Source organism: Paraconexibacter sp., assembly GCF_059438195.1.
The window spans coordinates 1-15,237 of the sequence record NZ_JBLKKY010000083.1; the positions used below are offsets into that span (position 1 = coordinate 1).

Genomic DNA, 15,237 nt, shown 5'->3' on the forward strand with positions numbered 1-15,237 from the left:
CGACGGCGCAGACCCGGCTGGCGAGGTTGACCGGCGCGCCGAACCAGTCCCCGCCGCGCGGCGTCGCCTCGCCCCGCGCGATCCCGACCCGCACCTGCGGGAAGTCCTCGGGCTCGTCGGCGATCGCCGCGACGAGCGCGAGGCAGCGGTCGACGAGGGCGCGATCGTCGTCGCTCACGAGCATCGCGGCGTCGCCGATCGTCTTCACCATCCGCACCGGACCGGTCGCGACCTCGGCGGCGAGGACCCCGAGACGCTCGGCGACGCGGCCGACCTCCTCCGCCGGCACCTCCTCGCCGAGGCGGGTGAAGCCGACGAGGTCGGCGAAGGCGACGGCGACCTCGCGCTCGCCCGGGAGCCGGCCCTCGACGCGGGCGCCGGCGTCCGCCGCCTCGCTGCGCACCATGTTGCGCAGGTGCGCGCGGGCCATGCGGTCGATCATCGGGCCGAGGTGCGGCATGACGGTCGCGACGAGCGCCTCGTAGCGCTCGGCGAGCTCTGTCTCGCTGAGACCGGGCTCGAGCGCGAGCTCGAGGACGGTCGCGCGCATCACCTGCGACGCCTGATCGAGCCCGCGCCCGAGGACCCGCAGCACGGCGAGCATCTGCTCCTCGCTCACGCCGAGCGACGCGAACAGCTGGGCGGTGCGCGCGCCGGCGATCTCGTCCTCGGTGAACTCGACCGAGTCCGGGTCGGGGACGGGGAGGCCCTGCGCGCGGCGCAGCGCCGCGAGGTCGTCGAGGTCGACGCCGGCAGCGCGCGCGACGTCCCGGGCGCTGAGCGTCGGCGGCCCTCCGAGCACGATCCGCTCGGCGGGCAGGAAGGGGAGGAGCCCGTCGCGGTGCCCCCGCTCGAGCTCCGCATCGGTGAATCCCTCCGCGGCGAGGTGATCGAGCAGCGCGGAGCGCTCCGCGGCGGCCTCCGGCGAGAGTCCGTCGAGGAAGCCCCGCTGCGTCCAGTCGCTCATCGCCGCGGCGAGGGTACCGACGCCACCGGCCGCCCGTGTCTCTAGGCTGCTCCGCCGTGGCCGCCCGACGCCGACTCACCGCCGCCCAGCGCCGCCGGGCGATCCTCGACGCCGCGCAGGACGCATTCGCCGTCGGCGGCTACCACGGGACCTCTCTCGACGACGTCGCGCGTGCGGCGGGCGTGTCGAAGGCCCTCATCTACGAGCACTTCACCTCGAAGCGCGACCTGCACGCGTCGCTCCTGCAGTCCCACGTCGACGAGCTCGTCCTGCGGCTGCACGCCAACGCGCGCAGCGGGGCGAACGGCGAGGACCGGCTGCGCGGCGGCATCGACACCTTCCTCGGCTGGGTCGAGGAGCGCCGCGTCGCCTGGCGGGTCTTCTTCCGCGACGCGTCGGCCCCCGAGGTCGCCGACGTCACCGCCGCGGTGCAGGCGCAGGTGACCGGCGTCGTCGCGGCGCTCATGGCCGCCGATCCGGACCGCGCATCGCGGCCGGGCGTCGGCTCCTCCGCCGACGAGCGGGCCGTCGCGCAGCACGCGCAGCTCCTCTCCGGGGCGGTCCAGGGGCTGGCGAACTGGTGGCACGACCATCCGGAGATCCCGCGCGGCGAGCTCGTCGAGAGGGCGATGGAGTTCGCCTGGACCGGGCTCGAGCGCATCCGCGACGCCGCGGCGGCGCCCCTCGCCGGCGCCACCGGCATCCCGGCGGCGCCGCTGCCCGAGGTCACCCCTCCGGGATGAGACCGCTCTGCGCGCGGTGATGGAGGCGCCCGATGAGCGCCTCGGTGACCCGCGGGTCGAACTGCGTCCCGGCGCAGCGCGCGAGCTCGCGGATCGCTTCGCCGTGGGGTCGCGCGGCCCGGTAGGGACGCTCGGAGATCATCGCGTGGTAGGCGTCGCAGGCGAGGACGATGCGGCTGCCGATCGGGATGGCCGACGCCTCCAGGCGGTCCGGGTACCCGAAGCCGTCGAAGCGCTCGTGCTCGTGGCGGACGATCCGCGCGACCGCTCCCATGCCGGGGATCGCGCGGAGGATCCGCTCGCCGATCGCGGGGTGCTCGCGCATGAGCGCCCACTCGCCGGCGTCGAGCGGTCCCGGCTTGCGGAGGATCTCGTCGGGGATCGCGACCTTGCCGATGTCGTGCAGGAGGGCGCCGGCGCCGATGACCTCGATCTCCTCGCCGGGGAGCCCGAGGTCGGTCGCGACCTCGCGGCTGAGATCCACGACGGAGGCCGAGTGCTCGCCGGTGTAGCGGTCGCGCTCGAGGAGCGCGACGGCGAGGCCCCTGACGACATCGGCCTGCGCGTCGCGCCGCGCGACCTCGCGGGGGTCGCCTGCGCCGTCGGCCGAGGCCACCCGGGCGCGGCCGGCGGCACGGGCGCGGTCGACGCCGGCTCCGGCGCGGGCGAGGAGCTGCTCGGCGGACTCGCCGCGGACGTGTGACGCGACGCCGGCGGAGACCGTGATGCGTCCCGCGCCGACGACGTCGCCGGCGTCGAGGAGCTCGGCGAGCCGGGCGCCGCACGCGCGGGCGCCGTCGAGGTCCGTGCCGGGGAGGAGCACGGCGAGCTCGTCGGCGCCGCTGCGGCCGATGAGGTCGGAGGACCGCACCAGCGCCCCGAGTCGCTCGGCGACGCCGCGGAGCGCCGCGTCGCCGACGGCGGAGCCGTGGCGCGCGTTGAGCTCGCGGAAGCCGTCGAGGTCGACGACGAGGGCGCTGAGCGTCTCGCCGGAGCGCCGCGCCCGCTGGATCTCGCGCGCGGCCTGCTCGCGGAAGGAGCGGAGGGTGAGGGTTCCGGTGACCGGGTCGCGGCGCGCGGCGTCGCGGGCAGCAGCCTCGAGCTCGGCGATGCGGGCGCGCGAGGCGTCGAGCTCGCCCTGCAGGGCGGCGGCTTGGCTGATCTTCCCGAGCACGTCTCCCGTATCGGTGCCCTCCCGACTTTTCGTGACGGGCATGGACGCATGGACGACGAACCGGACGACGGACCGTGACCCCCGTCCGTCCGCTCGGACGGGCTCGACGGGGAGGCATCCGACCCGATGCGCAGAATCCCTGCGGTGGTGAAGGTGCTCGGAATCGATCCCGGTCTCGCCAACACGGGCTACGGCGTCGTGCAGCGGCGCAGCGGCCGTCTCGCGGCACTCGACGGCGGCGTCGTCGAGACGGCGGCGGACGAGGCGATGGAGCGGCGGCTCACGCGGATCCACCGGCGCATCGAGGAGCTGCTCGTCGAGCACGACCCGGACGCGGTCGCGCTCGAGGAGCTCTACTTCGGCCAGAACGCCCGCAGCGCGTTCGCGGTCGGGCAGGCACGGGGGGTCGTCGTCCTCGCCGCCGGTCAGCGGGGCGTCCCGACGGTCGGCTACACGCCGCAGCAGGTGAAGGGCGCCGTGTGCGGCACCGGCCGCGCCGACAAGGAGCAGGTGCAGCGGATGGTCCAGGCCCTCCTCGCCCTCCCGGAGCTGCCGCGTCCCGATCACGCGGCCGACGCTCTCGCGGTCGCGATCTGCCACGCGAACCACGCGCCGCTCACCGCGGCCGTGGCGGCCCGGCGCGCCGCGTCGGGGGCGTCGCGATGATCGCGCTCGTCGCCGGCGACGTCGCGGTCCGCCGCGCCGATCACGTCGTCATCGAGACGGCGAGCGGCGTCGGCTACCGGCTCGCGGTCTCGGCGGAGACGCTGAAGGCGGTCCCCGCCGTGGGCGAGTCGGTGTCGCTCCACGCGCACCTCATCGTCCGCGACGACGCGCTCGCTCTCTTCGGGTTCGCGGCCGAGGAGGAGCGCGATCTCTTCCTCATGCTCATCGGGGTGCAGTCCGTCGGCCCGAAGGTCGCGCTCGCGGTCCTCGGCGGCGGCCCTCCGCGTGACCTCGTCCGCGCGATCGCGGCCGGCGACCACGCCCGCTTCCAGGCGGTCCCCGGGATCGGGAAGCGCACGGCGGAGCGGATCATCGTCGAGCTGCGCGAGAAGGTCGGCGTGCCGGTCGTCGAGGAGGGCGGGGAGGTCGTCGCGCACCGCGGGGACGACCCGAGGCTCCTCGCGCGGGACGGGCTCGTCGAGCTCGGCTATCCCCCGGCGGAGGCGGAGTCCCTGCTCGCCGAGGCGACCGGGGACACGCCGGAGGAGCTGCTCGCCCAGGCGCTGCGCGGGGCCCGCCGGTGACCGAGCCGGTGCGGATCCAGACCCCCGGCTGGCTGCCGGACGAGGACGTCGAGGAGACGTCGCTCCGTCCCCGCACGCTCACGGACTTCGTCGGCCAGGACGGTCTCTGCGACCAGCTCACCGTCAGCGTCGAGGCGTGCGCGGCGCGCGGGGACGCGCTCGACCACGTCCTCCTGGCGGGCCCGCCCGGGCTCGGCAAGACGTCGCTCGCGCAGATCCTCGCCGCCGAGCTCGACGTCCCGTTCGTGATGACGGCGGCGCCCGCGCTCGAGCGCAAGGGCGACGTCGCGGCGTTCCTCACGGCGCTCGAGCCCCGCAGCGTCTTCTTCGTCGACGAGATCCACCGGCTCCCGCGCGCGCTCGAGGAGACGTTCTACCCGGCGATGGAGGACCGTCAGCTCCCCATCACCGTGGGCCAGGGCGCCGGCGCGAAGGTGATGACGCTGCCGCTCCCTCCGTTCACGCTCGTCGGCGCGACGACGCGGGTCGGGCTCCTCACCACGCCGCTGCGCGACCGGTTCGGCATCCAGCACCGCCTCGAGCCCTACGGTCCCGGGGAGCTCGCGACGATCGTCCGCCGCAGCGCCGGCATCCTCGGGATCGATCTCGCCGAGGACGGCGCGGTCGCCGTCGCGCGCCGCTCGCGGGGCACGCCGCGCGTCGCGAACCGCCTGCTCAAGCGGGTGCGCGACTACGCCGAGGTGCGTGCGGACGGCGTCGTCACGGCGGAGGTCGCGGACGCCGCGCTCGAGCTCCTCGAGGTCGACGAGACGGGGCTCGACCGCCTCGACAGGGAGATCCTGCGCACGATCTGCGAGAGCTTCGACGGCGGCCCGGTCGGCCTCTCGACGCTCGCGGCGGCCATCGGCGAGGAGCAGGACACGCTCGAGGACGTCTACGAGCCCTACCTCCTGCAGTGCGGCTTCCTCATGCGGACGCCGCGCGGACGCGTCGCGACACCGCGGGCCTACCGCCATCTCGGGCTCGAGCCGCGCGAGACCGGCCTCTTCTGACGGTCCGCACGCGAGGGCACGATCGGCGCGGAGGATCCGCGCCGCGGTCGGGAGGCGTCGCGCGGGACCGGGGCTCCGGGCCGGCTCAGCAGGCGGGCCGCTGCCCGAGGGCCAGGGGGATCTGCCGCTTGCGGGTGATGTCGAGCCCCGCGGGGGAGCCGTTGAGGGGCACGTCCTTGCCGTTGACGATCACCTTCGTGCTGCCGAGGCCGACGTTGAGGCGGACGCGCTTCCCCTTGAACACGCGGGGACCGCTGAGCGTCCCGTTGAAGAGGATCTTGCCGTTGCCGTCGTCGGCGCAGAGGAAGGTCGGCGCCGCGGGCCGCAGCCGGACGGTCACGCGGGTCGGCGTCTTCTTCTTCTTCGGCTTCTCGCTGGTCGTCTTCTTCGACGTCGACGCGGAGGTCGTCTTCTCCGCGGGCTTCTCCGCGGAGGTGTCGTCCTCCGGCGGCGCGGACGGCGTCTCGTCGGAGGAGGCGGGGGAGGTCGCCTTCCCGCCGGCGGCGTCCGCGTCCCCGGCCGGTCCCGTCGTCGTGGTCGCGGTCGCCTCGTCGCCGGGGACGGTCTCCGCCGGCGTCGCTGCGGTCACCGCGGTCGTCGTCCCGGCGGGAAGGGCGCTGAGGCGCTCGCCTCCGTCCCCTCCGGCACCGAGCCCGGCGGCGAGGCCCGCGCCGCCGAGGAGGAGGGCGAGCGCGCCGGCGCCGGCGAGCGCGCGCTTGGTCGTCGTGCCCCTGCCCTTGCGCTCGCCGCCGAGCGTCAGACGCTGGCCCGGTGCGGCGTCGTCGAGCGGGGGAGCGGTGCGGACGCCCGCGAGGGCGAGCGCGGCGGCGACGCGGCGACGCGCCTGCGGGGTCGGAGCGCTCTCGCCGAACGCGGCGAGGAGCTGCTCGAGGGTGGGCCGGCGGTCGGCCGCGCGGCCACGGGCCGCGGCGCGCGCGATCTCCTGGGCGATCTCGGCGTCGCGCAGGGAGACGGGGACATCAGGCGGGGGAACCATCGCTGCCCCTGTCATCGGCCTCGCGCGCCCGCGTCTTGAGACGTCGCCTGCACGCTCCGCCGTGCGCCCCCGGCACGGAGGCGTGCGACGGCCCATCCCCGCCCTCGCGTACGCTGTTGAGGTCAACCGATGGCTCACCTCTTCATCTGCCCCAACTGCGGAGCCCGCAGCGCCGAGACCGACCGGACCGCCGGCTTCCGCACGACGCCCAAGGGCTGCGCGAAGTGCGGCTTCGGGTTCCTCTTCGAGCTGCTCGACGACTACTACCCGGCACCGAACGCCGCGTTCTTCGCCTGCGATCAGCAGGGCAAGGTCATCGCGTGCGGCCGGGGAAGCTTCGAGCTCACCGGCCTGGACGACGAGCGCGTCATCGGCCGCCCGGTGAGCGAGGTCCTCGGTCTCGAGTTCGACGAGGGCGCCGATCACGTCGCGACCGTCCTCGAGTGGGGCGTGCGTCAGCTCGGCAAGTCCGTCCGCGTCAACGCCGAGGGCGATCTCCCCGCGTCGGCGACGGCCGACCTGTTCCCCGCCTACGACGACGACGGCGGCCTGCTGCTCGTCCTCACCCCCGACAAGTAAGGTCCCTCCGTCCCGCCCTTCCGCGCGGGATGCCCTTCCCCATGTCCGACCGACGTCGCAACGCCTTCATCCTGCTGCTCGTCGCGGGGCTCATCGCCGCGTCGGTCGGCGTGATCGCCGTCAAGGACACGAAGCTCGGCCTCGACCTCAAGGGCGGCGTCGAGCTCGTCTACCAGGCGAAGCCCACGAAGTTCAGCGACGTCAACAACGACGCGGTCGAGCGCTCGATCGACATCATGCGCGAGCGCGTCGACGAGCTCGGCGTCGCCGAGCCGGAGATCCAGCGCCAGGGCGAGGACCAGATCATCGTCTCGCTCCCCGACGTCGACAACGCGGAGGAGGCGCAGAGACAGGTCGGCACGACCGCCCAGCTCTTCTTCTACGACTGGGAGGCGAACGTCCTCGGGCCGGATCTCGAGCCCGACCCCTCGGACGCGTCGATCCACGGCGGACAGGCCGCCGGCCAGACGGGCTGCCTCCCGCAGTACGACGCCGTCGCCCGGGCGCGGCGCCGCGCGCCGATGCCGAACCAGCAGACGGCGACGGGCGGCCCCCGGTACTACCTCGTCAACGACGAGTCGCGCACGATCGTCTCCGGCCCGGAGGCGGAGCGCGAGGACCTCTTCGTCGGCCTCGACCGCACGTCGGAGGAGCCGCTCGAGGACGAGCGGGTCGTCACGGTCAACGAGGGCACGATCGTCCTCCAGGCCGAGCAGCCCGACGGCGCGGAGGACAACGAGACCGAGCGCGACTGCTACTACGTCCTCAACGACGACTTCGCCCTCCGCGGGACGGACATCAAGAACCCCGAGCAGAACTTCGACTCGGGACCGGGCGGGACCGGCCAGCCGAACGTCACCTTCGAGTTCTCCGACGAGGGCCGGGAGATCTGGCAGGAGGTCACGCGCGAGATCGCCGAGCGCGGCCAGTCCCTCTTCATCCCGGGATCGAGCCCGCTCAGCGCCGCGCAGCACTTCGCGATCGTCCTCGACGGCGAGATCATCTCGACGCCGTTCATCGACTTCAACCGCAACCCCGACGGCATCGACGCGCGCACGGGCTCCGAGATCTCGGGCGGCTTCACGATCGACAGCGCCCAGCGGCTCGCGAACCTCCTGCGCACCGGCGCGCTCCCGATCGAGCTCGAGCTCATCTCGCAGTCGCAGGTCTCGGCGACGCTCGGCGAGCAGGCGCTCGACGAGGGCCTCATCGCCGGCATCGCGGGCTTCATCGTCGTCGTCCTCTTCCTGCTCGCGTTCTACCGCGTCCTCGGCGTCATCGCCGCCGCGGCTCTCATCGTCTACGCGGTCTACTTCTTCGCGCTCATCAAGCTCATCCCGGTGACGCTGACGCTCCCGGGCATCGCGGGTCTCGTCCTCACGCTCGGCGTCGCGGCAGACGCGAACATCGTCATCTTCGAGCGCGTCAAGGAAGAGGTGAGAGCCGGCAGATCGATCATCGCGGCGATCGCCGCGGGCTACAAGAAGGGCATCACGGCGATCATCGACGCGAACGTCGTCGTGTTCATGGTCGCGTTCATCCTCTTCGTGCTCGCGACCGCCGGCGTCAAGGGATTCGCGCTCGTCCTCGGCATCGGCACGCTCGTCTCGCTCTTCACCGCCGTCCTCCTCACGCAGGCGATCCTCGGCACGCTCAGCCGGACGAAGCTCCTGCAGAAGCCGAGCGCTCTCGGGGCGGCGCCCCAGGCGAAGCCGCGCTTCCGCTACGACTACGCGGGCCTGGCGAAGTGGTTCTTCTCCGCCTCGGGCATGATCCTCATCATCGGCGCGCTGGCGCTCGGCGGGAAGGGCCTCGACTTCGGGATCGACTTCGAGTCGGGCACGAGGATCACCGTCGCGCTCGAGCAGGGCGTCGACGACGGCGACGTGCGCGACGCGCTCGGAGGGGTCGGCAGCAACGCGCAGATCCAGGAGGTCACGGACGAGGAGCTCGGCGACAACGCGTTCCTCATCCAGACCGAGGAGCTCGAGCCCGCCCAGGTGACGACGATCACCGAGCAGCTCGACGACGCCTTCGGCCTCGCCCTGCCGCCCGACACCGAGTCGATCGGCCCGACCTTCGGCGAGAGCATCGCCGAGGCGGCCATCATCGCGGTCATCGCCTCGCTGCTCGTCATCAGCGCCTACATCGCGCTGCGCTTCGAGTGGAAGTACGCCGTCCCGGTCCTCATCGCGCTCGCGCACGACATCCTCATCGTCGCGGGCATCTACTCCCTCACCGACCGGGAGGTGACGACGTCGACGGTCGCGGCGCTCCTCACCCTGCTCGGGTACTCGCTCTACGACACGATCATCGTCTTCGACCGCGTGCGGGAGAACATCCCGCGGATGCCGCGAGCCGCCTTCTCGCAGATCGTCAACCGCTCCATGAGCGAGGTCATCACGCGGTCGATCGCGACCTCGGTCTCGACCGGCCTCCCGGTGCTCGCGCTGTTCCTCTTCGGTGGCGAGACGCTGCAGGACTTCGCGTTCGCCCTCCTCGTGGGCGTCATCTCGGGCACGTACTCGTCGATCTTCATCGCCTCGCCGGTGCTCACCGAGTGGAAGGAGCGCGAGCCGCTCTACCGTCGCCGGCGCCTGCGGATCATGGCCGAGAACGACGGCCTCGTCCCGGCCTACGCCGTGGGCTCGGCGGCCGTCGAGGCCGACTCGGAGCGCGCCGAGGCGGGGAAGCGGCGCCGGGCGCGCCGCGTGACCCAGCCCGACGATCCGTCCCGCGGCGTGAGCAAGGAGGAGTTCGACGAGATGGTCCGCGACCTCCACGTCGAGGAGGAGCCCGTGGCGACGGAGGAACGCGATCCGGCCGCCGACGCGCGCCCGGAGGACCTCGTCATGAAGGACGACAAGAAGAAGCCGCGCAGCAAGTCGAACCGCAAGCGCAACCCCCGGCACGGCCGGCCGCGGTAGGAGGACGGACGATGGGCGTACTGGTCTGGGTGACGATGGGGCTCGCGGTCTGGCACTTCACGATCTTCGTGCCGGACCGCTTCTGGGGCGGCATCGCCGGGGCGTTCCTCGGGGCGTTCGTCGGCTCGATCCTCGTCGGCCTCGTCATCCACGGGTTCTCGATCCCCGGCCGCGACGAGACGGACATCGTCACGGCGCTCGAGGGCATCCCCGGCGCGATCATCGGGCTCGCCGTCATCTACGCGATCGGCTACCGCGACGCGATCGCGCAGGAGGAGGCCGCGGAGGCCTCCGTGCGGAGCGCCTCGCCCACCGGATAGGAGCAGGGCCGTGCGGGGGAGGGGGGGCATGGGTTCGGCGCGTGGCCGGCGCGCTCGCCGCCGTCGGCGCGCTGGCGGCATGCGTCGCGCCCGCGCCCGCCGATGCCCGCGGCCCCCTGCGCACGGTCGTCCAGGACGACGCGCTTCTCCTGCACCGCTCGGGCCCGGAGGTCGCCGCCGTGCTCGACCAGCTCGTGGCGCTCGGCGTGGACACCGTGAGGGTCACGGCGAGCTGGTCGTCACTCACGCGCGACGCCGATGCGGGGTCCGCGCCCGCCGGGTTCGACGACGCCGGTCCCGCCGCCTACGAGCAGGCGCGGTGGGCGCCGCTGGACCGCCTCCTGCGGCTCGCCGACGACCGGGGCCTCGAGGTCATGCTCGACATCGGGTTCTGGGCGCCGCACTGGGCGGCCGACGACGAACCCGGCCCGCGGGCGAGGACGAACCTCGATGTCGCGGCCTACGGACGGTTCGCCTCCGCGGTCGCGCGGCGCTATTCGGGGAGCTTCGCGGTCCCGCCGGTCACCGAGCCTCCGCCCGAGCCCTCGGCGGACGCGACCTTCTTCGACGACCTCTTCGGGACCGCTCCGCCCGAGCCCGGGCCGCCCGCGCCGGCGGGGGAGCCGCTCCCGCGGGTGTCGCTCTTCGGCGTGTGGAACGAGCCGAACCACCCGGCCTTCCTCCTGCCCCAGCTGGCCGACGGCGAGCCGGCGAGCCCCGCGACGTACCGCCGGATGGTCGCCGCGGCCGACGCCGCCGTGAAGGCGGTCCAGCCCGAGGCGAAGGTCCTCATCGGCGGCCTCGCGAGCAAGGACGCCGGCGGGAAGGGGGTCGCGCCGCTCGAGTTCGTCCGCGGGCTCGCGTGCGTCGACGATCGGCTGCGTCCCCGCCGCGACGCTGACTGCGCCGACTTCCGCGAGGTCCCGGGGGACGGCTTCACGATGCACCCGTACTCGCTGCACACCCCGCCCGACGCGCGGCCGTCGAAGAACCAGCCCGACGACGTCCCGCTCGGCGCGCTCCCGCGCCTGACGCGGCTCCTCGACCGGCTCGCCGACCGCGGCCGGCTCGCCGACGGGAACCGCGAGGTCTGGATCACCGAGTACGGCTACGAGACGAACCCGCCGGCGCCGGACGCGCGCTTCGGCCTCGCGCACCAGGTGCGGTTCCTGCCGTGGGCGGAGTACCTCGCGTGGCGCGACCCGCGGGTCGTCGCGCACTCGCAGTTCCTCCTCCGCGACGTCCCGCCTGGCGAGGCCCGCCTCACAGCCAGCTCGCGCCGCGGGTTCGGCGAGTGGCGGTCCGGGCTCCAGTTCGCGGACGGGACGCCGAAGCCCGCGCAGGAGGCCTTCGCCGCCGGGGTCTTCGTGCGCCCGCTCCGCGGCCGCACGGTGCCGCGCAGCGGCATCTTCGGGCGCGTTCGCCCAGGGAGCGGGCGGCGCGTGGCGGAGCTGCAGGTCCGGCGCGGCGACGGTCGGTGGCGCACGCTGCGCTCCGCTCCGACGCCCGGGGCCGAGCGCCGCGCCCGGTTCCGGACGGCGTCCGACGGGACGTTCGACCGCGTCGTCCCCGCGCGGACCGTCGATCGCCGGGCGCGGGTCCGGGTCCGGTACCGCCTCCGCGCCGATGGCCCCTGGGTCGCGGGGCCCGACGTCGCGCAGATCCACCGCCCCAGCCCGCTGAGGTAGCCGAGCGCGACGCGGGGCCGGCGACCGGCTTCGTGACGAAAGGCCGGAGATTGCGGGCTCGACGGCCCCTTCCGTCCTCTTCGCCTCCTACCGTCGGACGGGACATGGCCGCACCGCCCGACGCCCGCCTCGAGATCCCGCCGTGCCCGAGCGCGCAGACGCGCGCGCTCGAGGCCGCGCTCGGCGTCTCCCCGGCGGTCGCCCAGGTGCTCGTCCGGCGCGGGCTCGCCGATCCCGACGTCGCGCGGGCCTGGCTGTCGGCCGAAGAGCGCCACGCCCCGACCGCGTTCGCGCGGATCGACGACGCCGTCGCGCTCGTCCTCCGGCACGTGCAGGCGGGCACGCGGATCACCGTCCACGGGGACTACGACGTCGACGGCGTGTGCTCGACGGCGATCGTCCTGCGCGCGCTGCGGGCGCTGGGCGCCGATGCCGACCACCTGCTGCCGCACCGCGAGGCCGACGGCTACGGGCTCACGGCGGCATCGGTCGAGCGCCTCGCGGCGCGCGGCACGCGCCTTCTCATCACCGTGGACTGCGCGATCACGGCCGTCGACGAGGTCGCGGCGGCGCGAGCCGCGGGGCTCGACGTCGTCGTCTGCGACCACCACGCGCCCCGGGCGGACGGCCGGCTGCCCGACGCGCCGATCGTGCACCCGGTCGTGTGCGGCCACCCGTGCCCCGACCTCTGCGCGACCGCCGTGGCCCACGCGCTCGCAGCCGCGGTCCACGCGGCGGCGGGCGACGCCTCCGGCGGATGGTCGCCCGACGACGACCTCGACCTCGTCGCGCTCGCCACCGTCGCCGACTGCGTCCCGCTGCACGGCGCGAACCGCACGTTCGTGCGCGACGGGCTCCGGGCGCTCGCCACGACGCGGAAGCCCGGGCTGCGCGCGCTCATGCGCATCGCGCAGGTCGCCCCCGACAAGGTCGACGCCGGCCACATCGGCTTTCGTCTCGCCCCCCGGCTCAACGCGGCGGGCCGCGTCTCCCGCGCCGACGCCGCGCTCGAGCTCCTCCTCACCGGGGACGCGGACCGCGCCGCGGCCGTCGCCGAGGAGCTCGACCGCCTCAACGCCGACCGCCGGCACACGGAGACGCGGATCCTCTTCGAGGCCGAGCGGCAGGTGGCGGCCCTCGGGGAGCAGCCCGCCTACGTCCTCTGGGGCGACGACTGGCACCCGGGCGTCATCGGCATCGTCGCCTCCCGGATCGCCGAGCGCCACGGCCGCCCTGCCGTCCTCGTCGCGCTCGACGGCGACGAGGGGACGGGGAGCGGGCGCTCGATCCCGGCGTTCGACCTCCTCGGGGGCCTCGACGCCTGCGCGGAGCACCTCCTCCGTCACGGCGGGCATCGCGCCGCGGCCGGATGCACGGTGCGGCGCGACGCCCTCCCGGCGCTGCGCGAGGCGTTCTGCGCGTACGCCGATGCGGCGCTGCGCCCGGAGGATCTCGTGCCGGTCGCCCGCGTCGACGCGGTCCTGGCCGGGCACGAGCTCGGCCTCGACCTCGCCGAGGAGCTGGCGCAGCTCGCTCCGTTCGGCATCGGCAACCCGGAGCCGCGCCTCCTCGTGCCCGGCGCGCGCCTCACCGACGTCCGGCCGATGGGCGAGGGGAAGCACCTGCGGTTCACCGTCGAATCCGGCGGCGTCCGGGCCCGTGCCGTCGCCTTCGGCCGCACCGCGCTCCCGGACGGCCACGACAGCGCCATCGACGCGACGTTCGCGCTCGAGGTGAACGAGTGGCAGGGCGCGGTCGAGCCGCGTCTCGTCCTGCGTCACGCGGTCGCGGTCGGCGACGCGCCGATCGAGGTCCGCGACCGGCCCGGTCCCGACGCCGACCGGCGCGAGGCGATCCTCGCCGCCGCGCGGGCGCCGGCCCCGTACGCCTCCCTGCGCCCCGCCCCGGGGGCCGGTCGCCGCGTCGTCCTCGACCGCCGCGGCGGCGGCGCCGTGGGAGCCGTCGCGGGCCTCGTGGCGACGGGTGAGCCCGTCGTCGTCGTCTGCGCGGATGCCGTCGCGCGCCGCGAGCACCTCTCGGGACGCCTCGCGGGTGTCGCGCTCGTCTCCTCCCACGCGCTCGAGGCCGACGGGCCGTGCGACGCCCTCGGCTCCGCCACGCACGTCGTCCTGCTCGACCCGCCCGCGCACCCGGCGCTGCTCGAGCGGTGGGAGGCCGGTGACCCCGACCGGACGTCCCTCCGGCTGTGGGGAGACGCTGAGCTACGCTTCGCAGTGGATGTCCACGAGCATCTCCACGATCTCACCGAGCCCCTGCGCGCGGTCTACCGCGCGCTGCGCACCGGTGCGACGCTCGGCGACGCTCTCGACGGCGACGGGCCGCGGCCCCGGCATCCCGTGCTCGCGGGCAGGCTCCTCTGCGTCCTGCGCGAGGCGGGTCTCGCTCGCGTCGACGAAGCGGCCTTCACGGCCGAGCTGCTCCCGGTGGACCACGTCGACCTCCGCAGGTCGGCGTGCATGCGCGCCTGCGACGCCCGGCGCGAGGAGGCGTTCGCATGGCTGACGGACAGGACGATCGCAGCGGCGTGACGAACCCCCAGCCGCCCGCCGAGACCGCGGCGGCGGGCAACGGCGACCGCAGGGCCGTCGCGACCGCCCGGCCGCCGGGCCCGCGCGAGCCGATCGACGCCGTCCACGGGCGGCGGCGGGAGGAGCTCGTCCAGCCCGACGGGCTCACCGAGACCGAGGCCCGGCTGCTCTCCGACCTCTTCGCGATCGTCGAGGAGCACGCCGACGACGCCGCGATGCAGGTGGACCGCGACCGCGTCACCGACGCGTTCCGCTTCGCGTGCGAGCACCACGCCGACCAGCGGCGCAAGAGCGGCGAGGACTTCATCGTCCATCCCGTCGGGGTCGCGAAGATCTGCGCGGGGATGCGGCTCGACACCGAGACGCTCATCGCCGCGCTCCTCCACGACACGGTCGAGGACACCAGCGCGTCGCTCGACGAGGTCGAGGAGCGGTTCGGCGAGGAGGCGCGCGCCCTCGTCGACGGGGTGACGAAGCTCACCGGCATCACCTTCACCTCGCGCGACGAGGCGCAGGCGGAGAACTACCGCAAGATGATGGTCGCGATGGCCTCGGACGTCCGGGTCATCCTCATCAAGCTCGCCGATCGCCTGCACAACATGCGGACGATCGCGGCGATGCCGAAGCAGAAGCAGATCGACAAGGCGAAGGAGACCTTGGAGATCTACGCGCCCATCGCGCACCGGCTCGGCATCCACGCCCTGAAGTGGGAGCTGGAGGACCTCGCGTTCGCGACGCTGCACCCGCGGAAGTACCAGGAGATCAAGGGCCTGGTGAACCAGCAGCGCGAGGAGCGCGAGCAGTACGTGAGCAAGGCGGGCGAGTACCTCGCGCGCGAGCTCGAGGCGCTCGGCATCGACGCGGAGATCTCCGGTCGCGCGAAGCACTTCTACTCCATCTACACGAAGATGACGAAGAAGGGCCGCGAGTTCAACGAGATCTACGACCTGACGGCCATGCGGGTCATCGTCGGCTCGGTGAAGGACTGCTACGGGGCGGTCGGCGTCATCCACTCGCTGTGGAAGCCGCT

The 15,237-nt window shown here is 74.3% G+C and carries 13 protein-coding genes; 10 read left to right on the forward strand and 3 right to left on the reverse strand.

Features of this window, described 5'->3' with window-relative positions:
* On the reverse strand, positions 1-967 hold a 967-nt coding region (locus ACME2J_RS19815; protein WP_495546672.1), incomplete at its 3' end, for an adenylate/guanylate cyclase domain-containing protein.
* Between the two features lie 56 nt (positions 968-1,023).
* Here ACME2J_RS19815 and ACME2J_RS19820 point away from each other — a divergent pair.
* Positions 1,024-1,710 (forward strand): TetR/AcrR family transcriptional regulator, encoded by a 687-nt coding sequence (locus ACME2J_RS19820; protein ID WP_495546673.1) that lies wholly within the window; start codon positions 1,024-1,026, stop codon positions 1,708-1,710.
* Here the strand turns inward: ACME2J_RS19820 and ACME2J_RS19825 are convergent.
* A complete protein-coding gene (locus ACME2J_RS19825) occupies positions 1,694-2,926 on the reverse strand; it encodes an HD-GYP domain-containing protein (RefSeq protein WP_495546674.1) in 1,233 nt (410 codons plus the stop codon). The two genes, ACME2J_RS19820 and ACME2J_RS19825, sit on opposite strands and share 17 nt — an antisense overlap.
* 105 nt (positions 2,927-3,031) lie before the next feature.
* On the opposite strand from ACME2J_RS19825, the gene ruvC reads away from it, so the two are divergent.
* The 3 genes from ruvC to ruvB are packed head-to-tail and all read left to right on the forward strand — an operon-like array spanning position 3,032 to position 5,147.
* The gene (ruvC, locus tag ACME2J_RS19830) at positions 3,032-3,550 is read left to right on the forward strand and encodes a crossover junction endodeoxyribonuclease RuvC (protein WP_495546675.1); all 519 of its coding nucleotides are present in this window, start codon (positions 3,032-3,034) and stop codon (positions 3,548-3,550) included.
* Complete coding sequence (gene ruvA / locus ACME2J_RS19835; RefSeq protein WP_495546676.1) at positions 3,547-4,134, forward strand: Holliday junction branch migration protein RuvA; 588 nt, start codon at positions 3,547-3,549, stop codon at positions 4,132-4,134. The genes ruvC and ruvA overlap by 4 nt, the downstream gene beginning before the upstream one ends.
* The gene (gene ruvB, locus ACME2J_RS19840) at positions 4,131-5,147 is read left to right on the forward strand and encodes a Holliday junction branch migration DNA helicase RuvB (RefSeq protein ID WP_495546677.1); all 1,017 of its coding nucleotides are present in this window, start codon (positions 4,131-4,133) and stop codon (positions 5,145-5,147) included. Before ruvA ends, ruvB begins: the two co-directional genes overlap by 4 nt.
* 85 nt (positions 5,148-5,232) lie before the next feature.
* Here the strand turns inward: ruvB and ACME2J_RS19845 are convergent, their stop codons facing one another.
* Positions 5,233-6,144 carry a hypothetical protein gene (locus tag ACME2J_RS19845; RefSeq protein WP_495546678.1) on the reverse strand — a complete coding sequence of 304 codons (912 nt, stop codon included), beginning with the start codon at positions 6,142-6,144 and terminating at the stop codon, positions 5,233-5,235.
* Positions 6,145-6,273: 129 nt separating this feature from the next.
* Between ACME2J_RS19845 and ACME2J_RS19850 the strand changes: the two genes are divergently transcribed.
* The 6 genes from ACME2J_RS19850 to ACME2J_RS19875 form a co-directional block, all read left to right on the forward strand.
* Positions 6,274-6,723: a PAS domain-containing protein gene (locus ACME2J_RS19850; RefSeq protein ID WP_495546679.1), complete on the forward strand. Its 450-nt coding sequence runs from the start codon at positions 6,274-6,276 to the stop codon at positions 6,721-6,723.
* 41 nt (positions 6,724-6,764) lie between these two features.
* Entirely contained in the window at positions 6,765-9,650 is a 2,886-nt protein-coding gene (gene secD / locus ACME2J_RS19855; protein WP_495546680.1) for a protein translocase subunit SecD, read from the forward strand.
* Positions 9,651-9,661: 11 nt separating this feature from the next.
* Positions 9,662-9,970, forward strand: a complete 309-nt coding sequence (locus ACME2J_RS19860; RefSeq protein WP_495546681.1) for a hypothetical protein — start codon at positions 9,662-9,664, stop codon at positions 9,968-9,970.
* Between the two features lie 41 nt (positions 9,971-10,011).
* The gene (locus tag ACME2J_RS19865) at positions 10,012-11,658 is read left to right on the forward strand and encodes a hypothetical protein (protein WP_495546682.1); all 1,647 of its coding nucleotides are present in this window, start codon (positions 10,012-10,014) and stop codon (positions 11,656-11,658) included.
* Between the two features lie 104 nt (positions 11,659-11,762).
* Positions 11,763-14,207 carry a single-stranded-DNA-specific exonuclease RecJ gene (gene recJ, locus ACME2J_RS19870; protein WP_495546683.1) on the forward strand — a complete coding sequence of 815 codons (2,445 nt, stop codon included), beginning with the start codon at positions 11,763-11,765 and terminating at the stop codon, positions 14,205-14,207.
* Positions 14,174-15,237 (forward strand): HD domain-containing protein (locus ACME2J_RS19875; RefSeq protein ID WP_495546684.1); only part of this gene is annotated, 1,064 nt, incomplete at its 3' end. The genes recJ and ACME2J_RS19875, both read left to right, overlap by 34 nt.

Excerpts from the sequence above, each read along its gene's own strand:
- ACME2J_RS19845 (WP_495546678.1), bottom strand. The coding sequence starts at position 6,144 with ATGGTTCCCCCGCCTGATGTCCCCGTCTCCCTGCGCGACGCCGAGATC.
- recJ (WP_495546683.1), top strand. The coding sequence starts at position 11,763 with ATGGCCGCACCGCCCGACGCCCGCCTCGAGATCCCGCCGTGCCCGAGC.
- secD (WP_495546680.1), top strand. The coding sequence starts at position 6,765 with ATGTCCGACCGACGTCGCAACGCCTTCATCCTGCTGCTCGTCGCGGGG.
- ACME2J_RS19860 (WP_495546681.1), top strand. The coding sequence starts at position 9,662 with ATGGGCGTACTGGTCTGGGTGACGATGGGGCTCGCGGTCTGGCACTTC.
- ACME2J_RS19825 (WP_495546674.1), bottom strand. The coding sequence starts at position 2,926 with ATGCCCGTCACGAAAAGTCGGGAGGGCACCGATACGGGAGACGTGCTC.
- ACME2J_RS19850 (WP_495546679.1), top strand. The coding sequence starts at position 6,274 with ATGGCTCACCTCTTCATCTGCCCCAACTGCGGAGCCCGCAGCGCCGAG.
- ruvA (WP_495546676.1), top strand. The coding sequence starts at position 3,547 with ATGATCGCGCTCGTCGCCGGCGACGTCGCGGTCCGCCGCGCCGATCAC.